Annotated in this window: 12 protein-coding genes; 5 read left to right on the forward strand and 7 right to left on the reverse strand. The window is 64.5% G+C overall.

Annotation, left to right across the window (positions count from 1 at the left end; translation table 11 throughout):
- From dnaA to gyrB, 4 genes are read left to right on the forward strand one after another with little or no spacing between them, the layout of a single operon-like run.
- On the forward strand, positions 1–1473 hold the full coding sequence (gene dnaA / locus ACZIYR_RS00005) for a chromosomal replication initiator protein DnaA (protein WP_473031909.1): 1473 nt from the start codon (positions 1–3) through the stop codon (positions 1471–1473).
- 55 nt (positions 1474–1528) lie between these two features.
- Entirely contained in the window at positions 1529–2632 is a 1104-nt protein-coding gene (dnaN, locus tag ACZIYR_RS00010) for a DNA polymerase III subunit beta (protein WP_483527767.1), read from the forward strand.
- Positions 2633–2688: 56 nt separating this feature from the next.
- Entirely contained in the window at positions 2689–3813 is a 1125-nt protein-coding gene (gene recF / locus ACZIYR_RS00015; protein WP_483527768.1) for a DNA replication/repair protein RecF, read from the forward strand.
- A 3-nt stretch (positions 3814–3816) separates the two neighbouring features.
- Positions 3817–6237: a DNA topoisomerase (ATP-hydrolyzing) subunit B gene (gene gyrB / locus ACZIYR_RS00020; RefSeq protein ID WP_483527769.1), complete on the forward strand. Its 2421-nt coding sequence runs from the start codon at positions 3817–3819 to the stop codon at positions 6235–6237.
- Between the two features lie 220 nt (positions 6238–6457).
- On the opposite strand, the gene gmhB is transcribed toward gyrB, so the two are convergent.
- The 5 genes from gmhB to ACZIYR_RS00045 all read right to left on the reverse strand — a co-directional run bounded on the left by gmhB (position 6458) and on the right by ACZIYR_RS00045 (position 13603).
- Entirely contained in the window at positions 6458–7030 is a 573-nt protein-coding gene (gmhB, locus tag ACZIYR_RS00025; RefSeq protein WP_483527770.1) for a D-glycero-beta-D-manno-heptose 1,7-bisphosphate 7-phosphatase, read from the reverse strand.
- A 131-nt stretch (positions 7031–7161) separates the two neighbouring features.
- On the reverse strand, positions 7162–8805 hold the full coding sequence (locus ACZIYR_RS00030) for a hypothetical protein (RefSeq protein ID WP_483527771.1): 1644 nt from the start codon (positions 8803–8805) through the stop codon (positions 7162–7164).
- Between the two features lie 414 nt (positions 8806–9219).
- A complete protein-coding gene (gene glyS, locus ACZIYR_RS00035) occupies positions 9220–11286 on the reverse strand; it encodes a glycine--tRNA ligase subunit beta (RefSeq protein WP_483527772.1) in 2067 nt (688 codons plus the stop codon).
- Between the two features lie 2 nt (positions 11287–11288).
- A complete protein-coding gene (glyQ, locus tag ACZIYR_RS00040) occupies positions 11289–12263 on the reverse strand; it encodes a glycine--tRNA ligase subunit alpha (RefSeq protein ID WP_483527773.1) in 975 nt (324 codons plus the stop codon).
- A 254-nt stretch (positions 12264–12517) separates the two neighbouring features.
- Positions 12518–13603: a glycosyltransferase family 4 protein gene (locus ACZIYR_RS00045; protein WP_483527774.1), complete on the reverse strand. Its 1086-nt coding sequence runs from the start codon at positions 13601–13603 to the stop codon at positions 12518–12520.
- Positions 13604–13668: 65 nt separating this feature from the next.
- Here ACZIYR_RS00045 and ACZIYR_RS00050 point away from each other — a divergent pair, with 65 nt between their 5' ends.
- Positions 13669–14757 carry a CDP-glycerol glycerophosphotransferase family protein gene (locus ACZIYR_RS00050; RefSeq protein WP_483527775.1) on the forward strand — a complete coding sequence of 363 codons (1089 nt, stop codon included), beginning with the start codon at positions 13669–13671 and terminating at the stop codon, positions 14755–14757.
- Positions 14758–14771: 14 nt separating this feature from the next.
- Here the strand turns inward: ACZIYR_RS00050 and ACZIYR_RS00055 are convergent, their stop codons facing one another.
- Both ACZIYR_RS00055 and ACZIYR_RS00060 read right to left on the reverse strand, forming a co-directional pair.
- On the reverse strand, positions 14772–15593 hold the full coding sequence (locus ACZIYR_RS00055) for a glycosyltransferase family 2 protein (RefSeq protein ID WP_483527776.1): 822 nt from the start codon (positions 15591–15593) through the stop codon (positions 14772–14774).
- A 37-nt stretch (positions 15594–15630) separates the two neighbouring features.
- The gene (locus ACZIYR_RS00060; protein ID WP_483527777.1) at positions 15631–17277 is read right to left on the reverse strand and encodes a sulfatase-like hydrolase/transferase; all 1647 of its coding nucleotides are present in this window, start codon (positions 17275–17277) and stop codon (positions 15631–15633) included.
- Positions 17278–17437: the final 160 nt, after the last annotated feature.

A 17437-nucleotide genomic window follows, 5' to 3' on the forward strand; every position in this document is an offset into this window, starting at 1 on the left:
GTGTCGCTCGCTCTTTGGCAACAGTGTTTGGATTACCTGCAGGATGAGCTGAATGCCCAGCAGTTCAACACCTGGATCCGTCCGCTGCAGGCGGAGGAGGGGGAGTCCAATGAGCTTCGGCTGCTGGCACCGAATCGCTTCGTGCGCGACTGGGTCGGTGACAAGTATGCCAAGCGCATCAATGAGCTGCTTCGGGAGCTGGCCCCGGCCAAGCCGCCCAGAGTGGTGCTGACCGTCGGGAGCCGTCGCGCAGCGGCGCCCATGCCGCAGCCCCGAGAGCTGGGGACGCCGGTATCGGCCAGCCCGCGCTCGCCTTTGGGCCCTGCCGTCCAGACCTCGCCTCGCGGGGATGTCGGCGATGAGCGCGAGATCGACCAGCTCCGGGAAGAGAGCGCCGGGCCTCGACGCTCCGGCGGTGAGCGCGAGGTGCAGGTAGAGGGCAGCCTCAAGCACAGCAGCGGCCTCAACCCCAACTTCACCTTCGAAACCTTCGTCGAGGGTAAATCCAACCAGTTGGCCCGCGCCGCCTCTCGACAGGTCTCCGAAAATCCCGGCGGGGCCTATAATCCGCTGTTTCTGTATGGGGGGGTGGGCCTGGGTAAGACCCACCTGATGCATGCGGTGGGCAATGCGCTGGCCGGGCGCCGCGAGAACGCCCGGGTGGTCTACCTGCACTCCGAGCGCTTCGTGGCCGATATGGTCAAGGCGCTGCAGCTCAACGCCATCAACGACTTCAAGCGCTTCTATCGCAGCGTCGACGCGCTGCTCATCGACGATATCCAGTTCTTCGCCGGCAAGGAGCGTTCCCAGGAGGAGTTCTTCCATACCTTCAACGCCCTGCTCGAGGGCGGCCAGCAGATGATCCTGACCTCCGACCGCTATCCCAAGGAGATCAGCGGCGTCGAGGAGCGGCTCAAGTCGCGCTTCGGCTGGGGCCTCACCGTGGCCATCGAGCCGCCCGAGCTGGAAACCCGAGTGGCGATCCTGATGAAGAAGGCCGACCAGGCCAAGGTCGATCTGCCCCACGATGCCGCCTTCTTCATCGCCCAGAAGATCCGCTCCAACGTGCGTGAGCTGGAGGGAGCGCTGAAGAAGGTCATTGCCGACTCGCATTTCATGGGCAAGCCGATTACCCAGGACTTCATACGGGAGTCGCTCAAGGATCTGCTGGCGCTGCAGGACAAGCAGGTGGGCGTCGACAACATCCAGCGCACGGTGGCGGAGTACTACAAGATCAAGCTGGCGGACCTACTCTCCAAGCGTCGCTCGCGCTCGGTGGCGCGGCCGCGCCAGGTGGCCATGGCGCTGGCCAAGGAACTCACCAACCACAGCCTGCCGGAGATTGGCGATGCCTTCGGCGGGCGCGATCACACCACGGTGCTGCATGCCTGTCGCAAGGTTCAGGCACTGCAGGAAGAGAACGCGGATATCCGCGAGGACTACAAGAACCTGCTGCGCCTGCTGACCAGCTAGGCGCAAGGACACCAACCGCCTGTCACCCTTCTTCAGGACTAGACGTGGAGCCGACATGAAGTTTTCCATATCCCGCGAAGCCCTGCTTCGGCCGCTGGCGCTGGTGGCCGGGGTGGTAGAGCGCCGCCAGACGCTGCCGGTGCTGTCCAATGTGCTGATTCAGGTCGACCACGATCAGGTGGCTCTGACCGGCACCGACCTGGAAGTCGAGCTGATCGGGCGGACCGCCGCCTCTCAGGTGGAGGTGCCGGGGGCGGCGACCGTGCCCGCTCGCAAGCTGATGGATATCTGCAAGTCGCTGCCGGATCAGGCCGAGCTGCAGTTCAGCCTGGAAGAGGGGCGCGCCGTACTGCGCAGCGGGCGCTCGCGTTTCACCCTGTCGACCCTCCCGGTGGCCGAGTTCCCCAATATCGAGGACGCTCAGGGCGACATCGAGCTGAGCCTGCCGCGCGGCACGCTGAAACACCTGATCGATGCCACCTCCTTCGCCATGGCCCAGCAAGACGTGCGCTACTACCTCAACGGCATGCTGCTCGAGCTGGGTGCCGGGCTGGTGCGCACCGTGGCCACCGACGGGCACCGCCTGGCGGTCTGCTCGGGGCCCGCTGAGATCCAGGTCGAGCCGGCTCGCAAGCTGATCGTGCCCCGCAAGGGAGTGCTGGAGCTGGTGCGTCTGCTCGATGACAGCGATGAGCCGGTGACGCTGACCCTGGGCAGCAGCCATGTGCGCGCCCACACCGGCGACTTCACCTTCACCTCCAAGCTGGTCGACGGCAAGTTCCCCGACTACCAGCGCGTGGTACCGAAGGGGGGTGACAAGGTGTTTCTGGCCGACCGCGCCGAGCTGCGTCAGGTGCTGTCGCGCACCTCCATTCTCTCCAACGAGAAGTACCGTGGTGTGCGCCTGCATCTCAAGGAGGGCAATCTGCAGGTCATGGCCAACAACCCCGAGCAGGAGGAGGCCGAGGAGAGCGTGGTTGTCGAGTATGGCGGAGCGGGCCTGGAGATCGGCTTCAATGTCGGCTACCTCATCGACGTGCTGAACGTGCTGGACGAGGATCGGGTGCAGGTGACCCTCTCCGATTCGAGCAGCAGTGCCCTGCTGGAAGAGCCCGGCGGTGGTGATGCGCTTTATGTCGTCATGCCCATGCGGCTCTGATCGCGACTGGCATTGCCTCGCATGCGCCACCCACGGCCCCGAGCGCCATCGCTGTTATGCGAATAAACCACCTGAATTTCAGTGGATTGCGTAATCTTGGCGCCATCGACATGGCGCCGGGACACGGCATCAACCTGATCAGTGGTGCCAACGGCAGCGGCAAGACCAGCCTGCTCGAGGGTATCCATGTGCTCGGCATGGGACGCTCCTTTCGAACCCGCCAACTAAAACATGCCATTGCGCACGATGCCTCGGAGATGACCCTCTTTGCCCGGCTCGCCGGCGACCCCCCGCTACCGGTGGGGATCCGCCGGGCCCGGGATGCCGCCGAGCTGGAGATGCGGATGGCAGGGGAGCGGGTGGATCGATTGGCGCGCCTGATAGAGGCGATGCCGCTGCAGCTGGTCAACCCCGATGCCTTTCGCCTGCTCGAGGGCCCCCCGGCGGGACGACGGGAGTTTCTTGACTGGGGTGTGTTTCACGTGAAACACGACTTTTTCGACGCTTGGCGGCGGGCGCGTCGCGCCCTTAAACATCGGAATGCGCTGCTCAGGCGTGATAGAATGGACAGCGACTCGCTGGCGGCCTGGGAGCGCGAACTGGCCGACTGGGGCGAACGTATCGACGCCCTGCGCAGCGAGTGGATGGCGGCCTTCCTGCCGGTCTTCGAGGAGACCCTGGCCAGCCTGCTGGACGTGAAGGGGCTAACCCTGCGCTATGCCCGCGGCTGGGATCGGCAGCGCAGCCTGTTGCAGGTGCTGGAGCAGGGGCGTGCCACGGACCATCAGATGGGGTTCACCCAGCAGGGGCCGCAGCGTGCCGATCTACGCATTCGTTTGGGCCGCTATCCGGCAGTGGAGGTGCTCTCCCGCGGTCAGCAGAAGCTCGTGGTGAGCGCGCTCAAACTGGCTCAGGGCAGGCTGTTGGAGGCGTCGACCGGTCGTACCTGCCTCTACCTGATCGATGACCTGCCGGCCGAGCTCGACGTGGCCCACCGGCGTGTTTTTTGCCGTCTGCTGGAGACCATGGCCTGTCAGGCATTCATCACAAGCGTTGAACACGATGCCCTGTCGGGGCTTTGGGAGCCCCAGACCCCAGTGGCAATGTTTCACGTGAAACACTCGGCCGAGGGGGCAGGGCAGCTGGTGCCTCGGGCACAGATAGACTTCATGATGGAGTAGTCAATGAGCGAACAGGCTTACGACTCAACGAGCATCAAGGTTCTCAAGGGGCTGGATGCCGTACGCAAGCGTCCCGGGATGTACATCGGCGATACCGACGACGGGACGGGCCTTCACCATATGGTGTTCGAGCTGGTGGACAACTCCATCGACGAGGCGCTGGCCGGTTTTTGCTCCGAGATCAGGGTGATTATCCACCCCGACGAGTCCGTGACCGTCAGCGACAACGGCCGCGGCGTGCCTACGGATATCCATGAGGGCGAAGGGGTGTCGGCCGCCGAAGTGATCATGACGGTCCTTCATGCCGGCGGTAAGTTCGATGACAACTCCTACAAGGTGTCCGGCGGGTTGCACGGGGTCGGTGTGTCGGTCGTCAATGCGCTTTCAGAAGAGCTCAAGCTGACGATCTGGCGGGCCGGCCAGGTCCATGAGCAGATCTATCGGCATGGCGTGCCCCAGGCCCCCCTCTCCATTGTTGGGAAGACCGAGAACAGCGGAACTCGCATCCATTTCAAGCCCTCATCGGAGACCTTCCACAATATCGAGTTCCACTACGATATCCTGGCCAAGCGTCTGCGCGAGCTCTCCTTCCTCAACTCCGGCGTCGCCATTCGCCTGATCGACGAGCGTAGCGGCAAGGAGGAGCTGTTCCACTACGAGGGGGGGCTCAAGGCCTTCGTGGACCACCTCAACACCAACAAAACCGTGCTCAACCCGGTATTTCACTTCAATGCCGTGCGTGAAGATGGCGTCGAGGTGGAGGTGGCCATGCAGTGGAGCGACTCCTTCGCCGAGAACATCTTCTGCTATACCAACAATATCCCCCAGCGTGACGGCGGCACCCATCTGGCCGGTTTTCGTGCGGCCCTCACGCGCACGCTCAACGGCTATATCGAGTCGGAGGGCCTGCTCAAGAAGGCCAAGGTCAACACCTCGGGCGACGATGCCCGGGAGGGCCTCACCGCCATTATTTCGGTGAAGGTCCCGGATCCGAAATTCTCCTCCCAGACCAAGGAGAAGCTGGTTTCATCGGAGGTCAAGACGGCGGTCGAGCAGGAGATGGGGCGGCTGTTCGCCGACTACCTGATTGAGAAGCCCAACGAAGCCAAGGCCATCGTCAACAAGATGCTCGATGCGGCGCGTGCTCGAGAGGCGGCGCGCAAGGCGCGCGACATGACCCGCCGCAAAGGGGCGCTGGATATCGCCGGGTTGCCCGGCAAGCTGGCCGACTGTCAGGAGAAGGATCCCAGCCTCTCCGAGCTGTTCCTGGTCGAGGGGGACTCCGCCGGCGGCAGCGCCAAGCAGGGGCGTGATCGACGCACCCAGGCCATCCTTCCGCTCAAGGGCAAGATCCTCAACGTGGAAAAGGCGCGCTTCGACAAGATGCTCTCGTCGGCGGAAGTCGGCACCCTGATCACGGCCCTGGGCTGTGGCATCGGGCGCGAGGAATTCAATCCCGACAAGTTGCGCTACCACTCCATCATCATCATGACCGATGCCGATGTGGACGGCTCGCATATTCGTACGCTGCTGCTCACCTTCTTCTTCCGTCAGATGTCACAGCTGATCGAGCGTGGCCATGTCTTCATCGCTCAGCCACCCCTCTACAAGATCAAGCGCGGCAAGCAGGAAACCTATCTCAAGGACGAGCAGGCGCTGATCGACTACCTCACCACCACGGCAATGGACGGCACCCGGCTCTACGTGAACCCGGACGCCCCCGGCGTATCGGGCACCCAGTTGGAGTCGCTGGTTAACCAGTATCGCGATGTGATGAAGCGCATCGACCGCCTGTCGCGGGTCTATCCCAACGAGGTGCTGCGCAAGGTGGTGCATGCGGCGACCCTGGAAGGCGAGGCGAGCCTCAAGGATCGCGTGACCATGCAGAACTGGATCGATTACCTGCAGGGCGAGATGGATGCCCTGGTGGCCTATGAAGGCGGTCCGCGCTACACCTTCCGGCTCGAGGAGGATACCGAGCGTGAGCTCTTCCTGCCCGCGGTTACGCTGACCGCCCACGGCGTGAGCACCGACTATGTCTGGGGCATCGACTTCTTCACCAGCGCCGATTACCGGGCCATGGCGGCACTCGGCGTCACCCTGGACGGCTTGCTGGAAGAGGGTGCCTACGTGGCCCGCGGTGAGCGTCAGAAGCCGGTGGCCACCTTCTATGAGGCGCTGGAGTGGCTGATGAACGAAGCCCAGCGCGGCCTGTCGATCCAGCGCTACAAGGGGCTAGGGGAGATGAACCCGGAGCAGCTGTGGGAGACCACCATGAACCCCGATACCCGCCGGCTGCTGCGTGTCTCGATCGAAGACGCCGTAGCCGCCGACATGATGTTCAACACCCTGATGGGCGATGAGGTGGAGCCGCGCCGCGACTTCATCGAGCGCAACGCCCTGGTCGCTAATCTTGATGTATAGGTCGATGTATAGGCCAAGGCGGGTGTTTCACGTGAAACGCCGCTGAGTGCTGCAGCCTGTCGGGTTTGACCGATCGTCGCGAGAAACCCCGGTTTTTGTAGCAGATCAGCGTTAAGTCCGACAGGCTGCTAGGCGTCAGATAGGCGCAGGAAAAGAGAGGGCCCGCCGTCGAGTTCGACGGCGGGCCCTCTTGCTGATGGGGGGCTAAGGGGGTACTTGGCTAAGGGCGCTCACCTTCCAGCAGCCAGTCGACGAAGGCGGCCAGGTCGTCGAAGATTCGTGCTGGGCTATCCGGCGCGGCCAGTTCGGGATGCTGACGCAGAGTCCGCTCACCCTTGCCGGTGCGCACCAGCACGGGTTGGCAGCCCATGGGCTCGCCGGCCTGGAGATCGCGCAGGCTGTCGCCCACCATCCAGCTTCCCGTCAGGGATTCCAGGCCAAGTACTCGACGGATCTGCTCCAGAAGACCGGGGAGCGGCTTGCGACAGTCACAGCCGTCATCGGGTCCATGAGGGCAATAGGCGATATGGGCGAGCTCCCCCCCCTCAGCGCTCACCAGCCGGGCCAGCTCGGCATGCATCTCGGCCAGCGTCGCCTCGTCGTAGAGGCCGCGGGCGATACCCGACTGGTTGGTGGCCACGGCGACCGTCCAGCCGGCCCGCGATAGTCTGGCGATGGCATCGATGGCGGCCGGATAGGGGACCCACTCGTCCAGGGACTTGATGTAGGCGTCCGAGTCACGGTTGATGACTCCGTCGCGGTCGAGAATCACAATCTTGGAGACGGCGGGCATGGGGTCTCTTGCATGGTTAGGAACGAGGAGGGGGCAGTGTTTCACGTGAAACAGGACTTTCCAAGGGCCTGGAGAGTCCAGACCAGGAGGATGGGCGCCCACGCGAGTAGCCGGCGCCCATGGCCGTTAAGCTATCCAGCGGCAGCCTGACGGCGGCAGTAGCAGGAAGCCCTCACCGGAATTTCGGCTCGGGCCACCGCCCGCTCCAGCTGTTGTTTGATATGCACCGACTCGGTCGTCTCGCCGCGCCGGGTGAGACACTCAAACAGCCCGTGCAGGCTCCAGACGTTGTGTGGATGTTGGCAGGCGCGACTGAGCGTATCGTCGAGACCGAGATCAGCGCGATAGACCGCCTCTGCTTCATCTAGTCGCCCCTGATCCAGCAGCAGGGCGCCTAGGGCGTGCCGCGTCGGCTGCATCCAGGCCCATGGCTCGTCGTAGGGCAGGGTGTCATCGAGCTCGACGGCCCGGTGCAGATGCGCGAAGGCGGTGTCATGGTTGCCTCGGTGATACTCGAGTTCGCCGAGCATCATCTGTTCGGCGACCTTCAGAATGTCCCTGGCGGTATTGTTGAACAGCATGCGGCTCTCGGGCACCGCGGCCTGGGCGGCGAAGAACCTGTCCCGCTCCGCCTCGGCCTCGGTGAGCCTGCCGGTGTTGGCCAGCGCCACTGTCCGCGCATAGCGCATCAGTGCCGTCGTCGTGGCATAGAGTTCGCCATCCTCGGGCAGCGGTTGCCCGAGAATGGCGTCCCACATGCCGAAGCGGATCAGCACATGCTGCTTCATTGGGACAAAGGCCTCGAACCAGTCTGCCATCTTGCGAAGCAGGGGCTCCGACAGTGTCGAGAGCATCTCGTCTGCGGTCGCCAGTGCCGGCGTAGGCTGACCGAGAAACATCGCCCCGTAGATCTTGAAGTGGTAGTTGTGAAGTCGATAGATCGAATAGAAGTTGTCCGGGCCCTCCTTGTCGAGGAAGCGACGGTCCGCCTCGATCGCCTGCGAGTTGCGGACGACCACGCTGTGATAGTCGCCACAGAGCACGTCGATATGGGTCGCCATGTGGATCAGGTGGCCCGAATCGGGGACCAGCGAACAGAGCCGGTCGCCGTGCCGGAGGGCCAGTTCGGGGTGCGGCGACATCTCCATGAGGTGGATATACAGGTGCAGGAGCCCTGGATGGTCCCAGGCACCTTCGAGCTCGCGGAAGGCCCGCTCGAGCACGGCCCTTGCCTCGAGGGTGTCCGCGCCTTCCGCAGGCTCGCCGGTGGGCAGATCCCAGAGCTGCCATGGTGTCCGGTTCAGCAGGGCTTCGGCGAAGAGGGCGGCCACGTCCAGGTCGTCGGGGTGGGAACGATAAACGTCGCGCATGGCGTCGGCATAGGCGTCCAGGTAGGGACCGAACTCATCCACCGGCGCTTCCGGTGCCCGGTGCCGAACGGCCTGGATCAGTGCTCGCTCGACTGGCGAGATGTGCTCGACGAGCGCGGCGGCGGCCTCGACGGCGGGAAGGGCGATCGCCAGCGCCTCGGATTTCTCTTCCGCCTCGAAGGCCTCCCACGGCCGGTTGTAGTTAGGCCCGGCCGCATGGGTGAGGCCCCACTGCGCCATCGCGCATTGCGGGTCGGCGTCCAGCGCCAGGCGGAAACACTCTATCGCCGACTCGTGGTTGAAGCCGTAGAGCCACACGAGGCCGCGATCGAACCAGCATTGCGCGTCCGCTGACGTGGTAGTGATCGTCCGGGAGTAGTCACCAAGGTTGTAATAGTCGCTCATTATCGCCTCCTGTGTCGGCAGGCCGACCCGTCTGGGCCCGTGGATAGCGCATCATGCTGTGCGCCATGATTAGCGCACAATCGAGCGAACTCGACTCGTTCCCGGTGAGGACGGCTCCTGTCGGATTGGGGGCCTCGGTGGATGTCCACGTATAGGCGTAACGAAGGCCCGTTCCGGGGGGGCGTACGGCATTTGGTCCCAACATAAGGTCGGGGCCCTTCGCACCCCTCATGCAGTAAAGCTAGAAGTGAACCCCAGCCTCATCAATCCATGGTGGCGACCGAAGGGAGGACCTCGCATCCATGTGGCTGGGGTCATCCCGGGATGTTTCACGTGAAACATCGCCTAGCCTCGTGGCAATGAAAAAGGCCGACAGGCAATCGCCTGTCGGCCTCTTGGCTGCCTTAAGCGGGCTTACTGCGGTAGCAGGGCGATATCCGCGACTTCCAAGAATAGCGCCTGGAGGGCGGCAAGCAGCGCCAGGCGGTTATCCCGCACGGCCTCATCGTCGGCCATGACCATGACCTGGTCGAAGAAGTCGTCGACCGGAGCGCGCAGACTGGCCAGGGCGTCCAGCGCCTCGCGGTAGTGCCCCTTGGCAAATAGCGGCATGACCGCATCGCGGCGAGCGGCCAGGGCCTCGTACAGCGCCTGCTCGGCGGCATCCTGGAGCAGGTCGGGCTTGACCGTGCCCGTGCCCGAATGGCCCTGCTTGGTCAGGATGTTGCTGACCCGCTTGTTGGCGGCGGCCAGGGCGGACGCTTCGTCGCGCTGGGCGAAGGCATGGACCGCCCGCAGGCGACGCGCGAAGTCCAGCGGCCGGGTGACCGGGCGGGCGCGCACGGCGAGGTAGACCTCCGCCTCGATGCCTTCGTCGTGGGCCCAGGCGCGGAACCGATCGAGCATATAGTCTAGGACCTCGTCGACCAGCGTCTCGGCATAGGGCAGCTCCTGGTGCTGGGCGGCGGCCAGTTCCAGGAGCTCGCGCAGGTCGAGGTCCAGCTCGCCCTTGATCAGGATGTTGAGTACGCCGATGGCGGCACGGCGCAGGGCGAAGGGGTCCTTGGTGCCGCTGGGCCGCTGGCCGATACCGAAGATCCCAGTCAGCGTATCCAGGCGATCGGCCAGTGCCAGGGCACGGCCGGTGCGAGTCTCGGGGATGGCGTCCGTGGCGAAGCGGGGAAGGTACTGCTCCTCCAGCGCCTGGGCGACCTCGGCGGGCTCGCCGTCATGCACGGCGTAATAGCGCCCCATGATGCCCTGCAGCTCGGGAAACTCCAGCACCATCTCGGTGACCAGGTCGCACTTGGCCAGCTCGGCGGCGCGCCGCGCCTGGGCCACATCGCCGTCGATGCGTCCCGCGATGAAGGCGGCTACGGCCGCGGCACGATGCGCCTTGTCGGCCAGGGTGCCCAGCTGCTGCTGGAACACCACCCCGTTCAACTCGCTGATCCGCGAGGCCAGGGTGCGTTTGCGATCGATGTCATAGAAGAAAGCGGCATCGGCCAGCCGCGGGCGGATCACTTTCTCGTTGCCCTCGATGACCTGCTGCGGATCGCTGCTATCGATGTTGGAGATGGTGATGAACAGTGGCTTGAGCCGCTCCTGGTCGTCGAGCAGGTGAAAGTATTTCTGGTTGGCCTTCATCGAGGAGATCAGGCACTCGGCCGGCACCTCCAGAAAGCGCTCATCGAAGCTTCCGGTCAGGGCCACGGGCCACTCGACCAGCCCGCTAACCTCGGTAAGCAGCTCCTCGTCGATCACCGCCTGGGCCTCCTGCACCTCGGCTTCGGCCAGTACCTGCTCGCGGATGCACTCGCGGCGCTTGTCGCGGTCGGCCAGCACATAGGCCTGTTCGAGGGTCGCCAGGTAGTCGTCGGCATGGGAAAGCGCAATGGCGGCGGGGGCATGGAAGCGATGGCCGCGGGTGGTGCGGGATGCCGTCACGCCGAGCACTTCGCCCTCGACCACGTCGCTGCCGTAAAGCATGACCAGCCAGTGCACCGGGCGGGAGAACTCGATGCGCGACGCCCCCCAGCGCATGTTCTTGGGCACTGGCAGGGAGGTCACGGCCTTGGCGACGATGCCGGGCAGCAGCGCGGTGGTCGCTTCGCCCGGCTGATGCTCACGGTAGCCCAGCCAGGTGCCCTTGGGCGTCTCCAGGTGAATCAGGTCTGCCACCTCGACACCGCAGGAGCGGGCAAAGCCTTCGGCGGCCTTGGTGGGTTGGCCATCCTTGAAGGCGGCAGCTAACGCCGGGCCGCGGCGCTCGGTCTCGCGGTCGGGCTGCTTGTCGGCCAGCGCCTCGACCTGCACCGCCAGGCGGCGAGGGGTGGCGAAGGCTTGAACGTGGTCGAAGGCAACCCCGGCCTCGTCGAGACCGCGGCGGATGCCCGCGGCGAGTGCGTCGGAGAGCGTGTCGATCGCGGCGGGGGGAAGCTCCTCGACGCCCAGTTCCATCAGAAAGGTGGTGGCTGCCATGCTCAAGCATCTCCCTCTTCGGCAAGCGATTCGTCGGCCAGACATTCCTGACGCAGGGCCTCGGGGGCCATGGGGAAGCCGGCGGCCTTGCGTGACGCATAGTAGGCGTGAGCCACGTCGCGGGCCATGGTGCGCACGCGCAGGATATAGCGCTGGCGTTCGGTGACCGAGATGGCGTGTCGGGCGTCGAGCAGGTTGAAGGTATGCGATGCCTTCAGCACCTGCTCGTAGGCGGGCAGCGGTAGGCCGGCATCGAGCAGCTTGGCGCACTCGCGCTCCTGGTGGTCGAAGGCGCCGAACAGGGCCGGCACATCGGCCTGCTCGAAGTTGAAGGCCGACTGTTCCCGCTCGTTCTGCAGGTAGACATCGCCGTAGGTGACCCGAGAACCGTCCGGCGCGATGGCCCACACCAGGTCGTAGACGCTATCGACGTTCTGCAGGTACATGGCGATCCGCTCGAGCCCATAGGTCAGCTCGCCGGTGACCGGGTAGCACTCGATCCCCCCGGCCTGCTGGAAGTAGGTGAACTGGGTCACCTCCATGCCGTTGAGCCATACCTCCCAGCCCAGACCCCAGGCGCCCAGGGTGGGCGATTCCCAGTTGTCCTCGACGAAGCGAATGTCATGCACCAGCGGATCGATGCCCAGCCGCGCGAGCGAGCCCAGGTAGAGGTCCTGGAGGTCGGCCGGGGAGGGTTTCATCACCACCTGAAACTGGTAGTAGTGCTGGAGGCGATTGGGATTCTCGCCATAGCGTCCGTCGGTGGGGCGGCGGGAGGGCTGCACGTAGGCGGCGTTCCAGGTCTCGGGGCCGATGGAGCGCAGGAAGGTGGCGGGGTGGAAGGTGCCGGCACCGACCTCCATGTCCAAGGGCTGAAGCACCACGCAGCCTTTTTCGGCCCAGTACTGCTGCAGGGCAAGGATCAGGCCCTGGAAAGTCGCCGCGTCGGGCGTCGACGAGGGTGTCGAGAGAGTCATTGGGAAAGCACCGTTGGCCATGAATTCACAGGCCAACCAGTATACAAGCAGCCGCTAGCCGGTTATAGGTGCCGGCTAGGAGCCTGTCGGACTTAACGCTGATCTGCTACGAAACCCGGGCTTTCGGCCAATTTCATTCGATCTGATTCGTAAAATAGCGCGCTATTCGCCTCATCAGATCGATAAACTTGTCTCGAAATCCGTATTCCTCGCGACGATCGGTCAAATCCGACAGGCTCCTAGGCGAGTGAACCTCAGCGCTCGAGCAGCTCTTCGTACCACTCGAGGGTACGCTGGGCCGTCAATTCCGCATTGAACGATTCCCGTATGAGCTCCAGGGCATTGCGTGCTCGCGCTTGGGCAGCGTGTTCATCGTCCATGACGTTGAGAATGGCCTCGCGCATTGCCGCGGTGTCCCCGGGCGGTAGCAATAGCCCCGTTTGGCCGTCGATCACCAGCTCCGAGGTGCCACCGGCATCGGTTGCCACCACCGGGCAGCCCACCGACATCGCCTCGATGATCACCCGTGGTAGCCCCTCGCCGCTCTGAGAGGCCGAGACCAGCAGGCGGCAGCTGCGCAGGATAGCCGGTACGTCGTTACGGTAGCCGGTGAAGTGAATCCGCTCGGCAAAGGGGCTAGTGGCAATGCGCTTCTTGAGCGCCGCGTTGTCGATGATCGAGCCGACCAGCACCAGGTGCAGGTTGGCGTCGGCGGGTAGCTGATCGAAGGCCTCGATGAGGGGCATGATGCCTTTCTTGACGCTGTTGCGGCTGATGCAGCAGATCGGAACGGCTTCCGGTGGAAGGCCGAATGCCGTCAGGTCGGCCGGCGGCATGTCATACCAGGCCGGATCATGGCCCTTGTGGATGGTCTTGAGCTTGGATTCGGGGAGGTGCCAGCCTAGAAAGCGTGTGTCGAGCAGTGCCTGGCGAACCGCCTCTGCCACGCAGAAGATGCCGTCCAGGCGGGGGTGCAGGAACGTATGCCAGGACTCCGGTTTCAGATAGCTGACCCCGGTCGTGACGCCGCGGTACCCGAGCAGGCGGGTACGAGTACGCCGACCGGCCCGCAGGAGGCAGGCCAGCGCTCGTGTATTGAAGGCGTGCGCGATATCATAGTCACCGCGCTCAAGCTCCTCGCGAATGGCAGTGGTAGCTGCCCTGTCGTGCCGGCTACGCACCTTTAGCGCAAGCGTGGGAATGTTCTGCTCGGCTAGAATATGAGCGTTCCGCCCTTCGGGATTGCACATCACCACCAGCCTGTCGACCTGTTTCGATAGCAGGACAAACAGTTCCGTCTCGGGGCGATCCGCTCGATCCGTGATGCACAATACTTTCATCGACCACTCCTGTCCGAAATCGCCGCGCCGATGAACCAGAATTCATAATGACCACGACAGTCGACATGACACCCCCGCCGAGGGCCACTCGCTTTCTGCTCTATGCCGAGCAGAACTATGCCTATTCTATCTTGCGTCCGCTGCAGTGGGCGATACATTCGCGCGGCGGCGAGGCCCGATGGTTCTTCGCTGGCGAGGAAGTGGATCCGAGGCACCTGGAGCCGGGGGAGAAGCGGCTGATGGACGTGGCCGAGGTCAGGGCGTGGGAGCCCGAGGTGGTGCTGGTGCCGGGCAATATGGTGCCGTCCTTCATTCCCGGCTTGAAGGTGGCGGTGTTTCACGGCTTCAACGTGGCCAAGGCGGGGCGCAGCGACGACCGGGGGCACTTCAATATTCGCGGCTGCTTCGATCTCTACTGCACCCAGGGGCCGAGCAGCACCAGTGGATTCGAAGCGCGTGCCTCGCGTCATGGCCACTTTCGGGTGGTCGAAACCGGCTGGCCGGCCCTGGATCCGCTGTTCCGTCCCGAGATACCCGCCGGGCGCGAGCCCGTGCTGCCGGCGGCGGATGGCCGCCCGCGTATCCTGCTGTGCTCGACCTTCACGCCGCGACTGAGCGCGGCACCGCAACTGCTGGAAACCGTGCGTCGCCTGCGCGATACCGGCCGGTGGCAGTGGCTGATCCAGTTCCATCCCAAGATGGACCCGGCGGTGGTGGAGGCCTATCGGTCGCTGGAGAACCACAGCCTGAGCTTCATCGACACCCGCAATATCCTGCCGCTACTGCGTACCTCGGATGTCATGGTATGCGATACCTCTTCGGTGATGCTGATGTTCCTGCTGCAGCACAGGCCGGTAGTGACCTTCCGCAACCAGAGCCGTGGCGACAGGTCGCATCTGCTGGATGTTACGCGGGTGGAAGCGCTGGAAGGTGCCATCGAGGAGGCCCTGTCGCAGCCGCCCGAGCTGATGGCGCGTATCGAGGCCTTTGCCAGGGACCTACATCCCTACACCGATGGGCGCTCCAGCGAGCGCGTGCTGGATGCCGTGGAGGAGTGTCTTCGCCAGGGTCGGGCGGACCTCAAGGCCAAGCCCCGCAACGGCCTGCGCAACCTCAAGGAGCGCCGCAAGCTGGGGTACTGGAAGCCCTGGTAGCGGCCGGAAGGTGTCTAGCGCGACTGCTCGCCTTGCGCATCCGCGTCGCGGCGCTCTTCTCGGCTCAGCAGCCACAGGCCGGCGTGCTTGTTGAAGTTGCCCTGCATGTAGTTCATGGCCACGATGAAGCCGATACGCCCGTCGAGGAAGCCGCCGCGCAGGATATAGATCAGGAAAAAGGTCCAGAGCGACCTGAGGCAGACCAGCAGCAGGCTGCGGTTGCGCTTGCCCTTGGCAAAGTACTTCTGGCTGCCCAGCCAGGCATACTTGGCGTTCTTCTCCAGGGCATGCCCATAGTCGCGGGCGGTGAAGTGCAGCAACCTGCCGGGCAGCCTGCCGATCCTGCCGGGGGCCGGAACGATGGTTTCATGCACCTGGGCATCGGTGAACTTGGCTCCCTCGCGGAGGAACAGCCTCAGCGGGGCCCGGGCGCTACGGCCGAACTTGAGCCCCTTGCCGTGCCGCACCACCAGCCATTTGATCCGAAAGGCGGTCTCCTCGATACGGGGACTGTCCAGCAGCGCTTTCAGCGCGTCCCGAGCCGTGTCGTCCAGGGCCTCATCGGCATCGATGGAGAGCACCCAGTCCATGCTGGCCCGGTCGAGCGCGCGCTGCTTCTGGACGCCGAAGCCTGGCCAGTCGGTGACCCAGACCTTGTCGGTGTACTGTTTCGCCACCGCCACGGTGTCATCGGAGCTACCGCTGTCGAGGACGATGATCTCATCGGCGATGTCGGCTACCGATGCCAGGCAGCGCGGCAGGCGGTCGGCCTCGTTCTTGGCGATGACACAGACCGACAGGGTGTGTCGATGGGGGGAGGAAGCATCAGGCTGCATGCGATCTGCCATAAAATGGTGGTGGTCATGATCCCAATCAGGGATAAATCTCTTCGTCCGGTGCCGCATCGTCGGGCGTCTCGACGACCTGTCCCTGCGTGGTATCGGCCTGTCGCTGTTCCGGCACCAGGCCTTCCCAGAGCCGCTCCTGCAGTGCGGTCTCTTCGCGCATTCGGGCATGCAGCGCCGGCTTGCCATGCTCTTCGAGCAGCGTCGGTTCATTGGCGAGCAGCGAGACCCCCAGACCGGCGCGGTGCCAGTCGATGGTGAATCCCATGGCCTCGAGAATGGTGGGAAAGACGTCCACCATGGAGGCTTCGCGCTGCTCCCGGTCAACCGGAACGCCCGGCCCCAGCAGCATGAAGGTGTTGTCGCGATCGCCCTGGATCAGCTCGTCCCAGACCGAGACTCGCATGGTCAGGTGGTCGCTGGCGATCACCACCAGGGTATTGTCCAGCAGGCCCTCCTGCTCCAGACGCTCGATCAGGTCCCGGGCCAGCCATGCCGAACACTCCACCGAGTAGAGAATATCGACGCCGTCGAACTCGCCCTGGCGATCGATGCAGGCCTGTGCCGGGTAGCCGTTGGGAGCGTGGCCGGCGATGCTCAGGTTGACCACCCCCCAGGGGCTATCGCCCTGGTCCAGGCGGCGGATCTCCTCGACGGTGAAGTCGTAGAGGGAGTCGTCATAGAGGCCCCAGTTGTTGACGTAGTCCGGATCCTCCAGCCGGGGCTGAAGCTCCTCGCGCCCCAGTACCGTCTCGAAGCCGTGGTCCTCGTAGAAGATGCCCTTGCCGGCAAAGGCAGTGCTGGCCCCGCCCAGGTAGCTGAGTCGATAGCCCTCTTTCGCCAGCAGGTCGCCGAGACAGTCGATCCCGGGCACCACCTTGTCCAGCGGCGTGAACTGTCGATCATGCAGGAGGCCGGCGGGCATCAGCGGGGTGCCGCACTGGCTGGCGATCATGCCGGCCATGGTCCAGCCGGTGTTGTTGATCTGGCGAACGCCCTCGTAGACCAGGCCGCGCTCGCCGATGACGTCCAGGTCGGCGTAGGCGTCGCCGAAGCGTTCCCTGTCGGCATAAGTGCGCTCGATGCTCTCCAGATAGAGCAGCAGCAGGTTCGGCGGTGATTCGGGAGATTCGAGCAGCATCGGCTCCACGTATTGACGCTCCAGCCAGGCGCCGTCGTCGGTGACGATGGCGGCCCCCCGCTGGGTGATGCCATAGAGCAGGGGGTTGCTGGCCAGCAGGGCGATCGCCAGCAGGGGTTCGGCGCGCCGCCAGCGGTGGTCGTGCCGGACCAGCCAGACCACGGCGACCAGCAGGGCCAGCATCGACAGACAGTAGAGCACGGCGGCACCGATGCGACTGACGCCGCCATGATCGGTCATGCCCGCCTGCAAGTGGAAGTAGACGGCCCCCACGTCGACGATGCCGAAGCTGTCGGCCAGATAGACGTAGAGTCCCCAAAGGGCGAGGGGCAGCAGCGACCAGGGCCAGAGCCTGCGGCCCGCAGCGGGAGGCTGGAAGCTGAGCGGTGCGCCCCAGCGCAGCAGGGCACCCAGGCCGATCCAGGCGGCGGCGATCAGCGGCAGCCACCAGGGCGAGAGCCGGGTCAGGGTGGTGATGGCATAGCCCAGGCACAGGCCCATGACGAGCAGGGACCACCAGCGGGGGTGGGGCATTCTCGGCGGCGTCAGCATGATCGATATATGGTATCGTCTGGCTCTCGTTGAAGGGATCACCTTAACAGGGTCCCCCGTGTTCAGGTAGCCGCCCAACGGCTTCGCAAACGAGGCGATGGTTGGTGGCGTAGCAAGAGTTGACTGTCGCAAGAGGCGCGCC

The sequence above is a fragment of the Billgrantia sp. NRB1 genome, assembly GCF_056921725.1.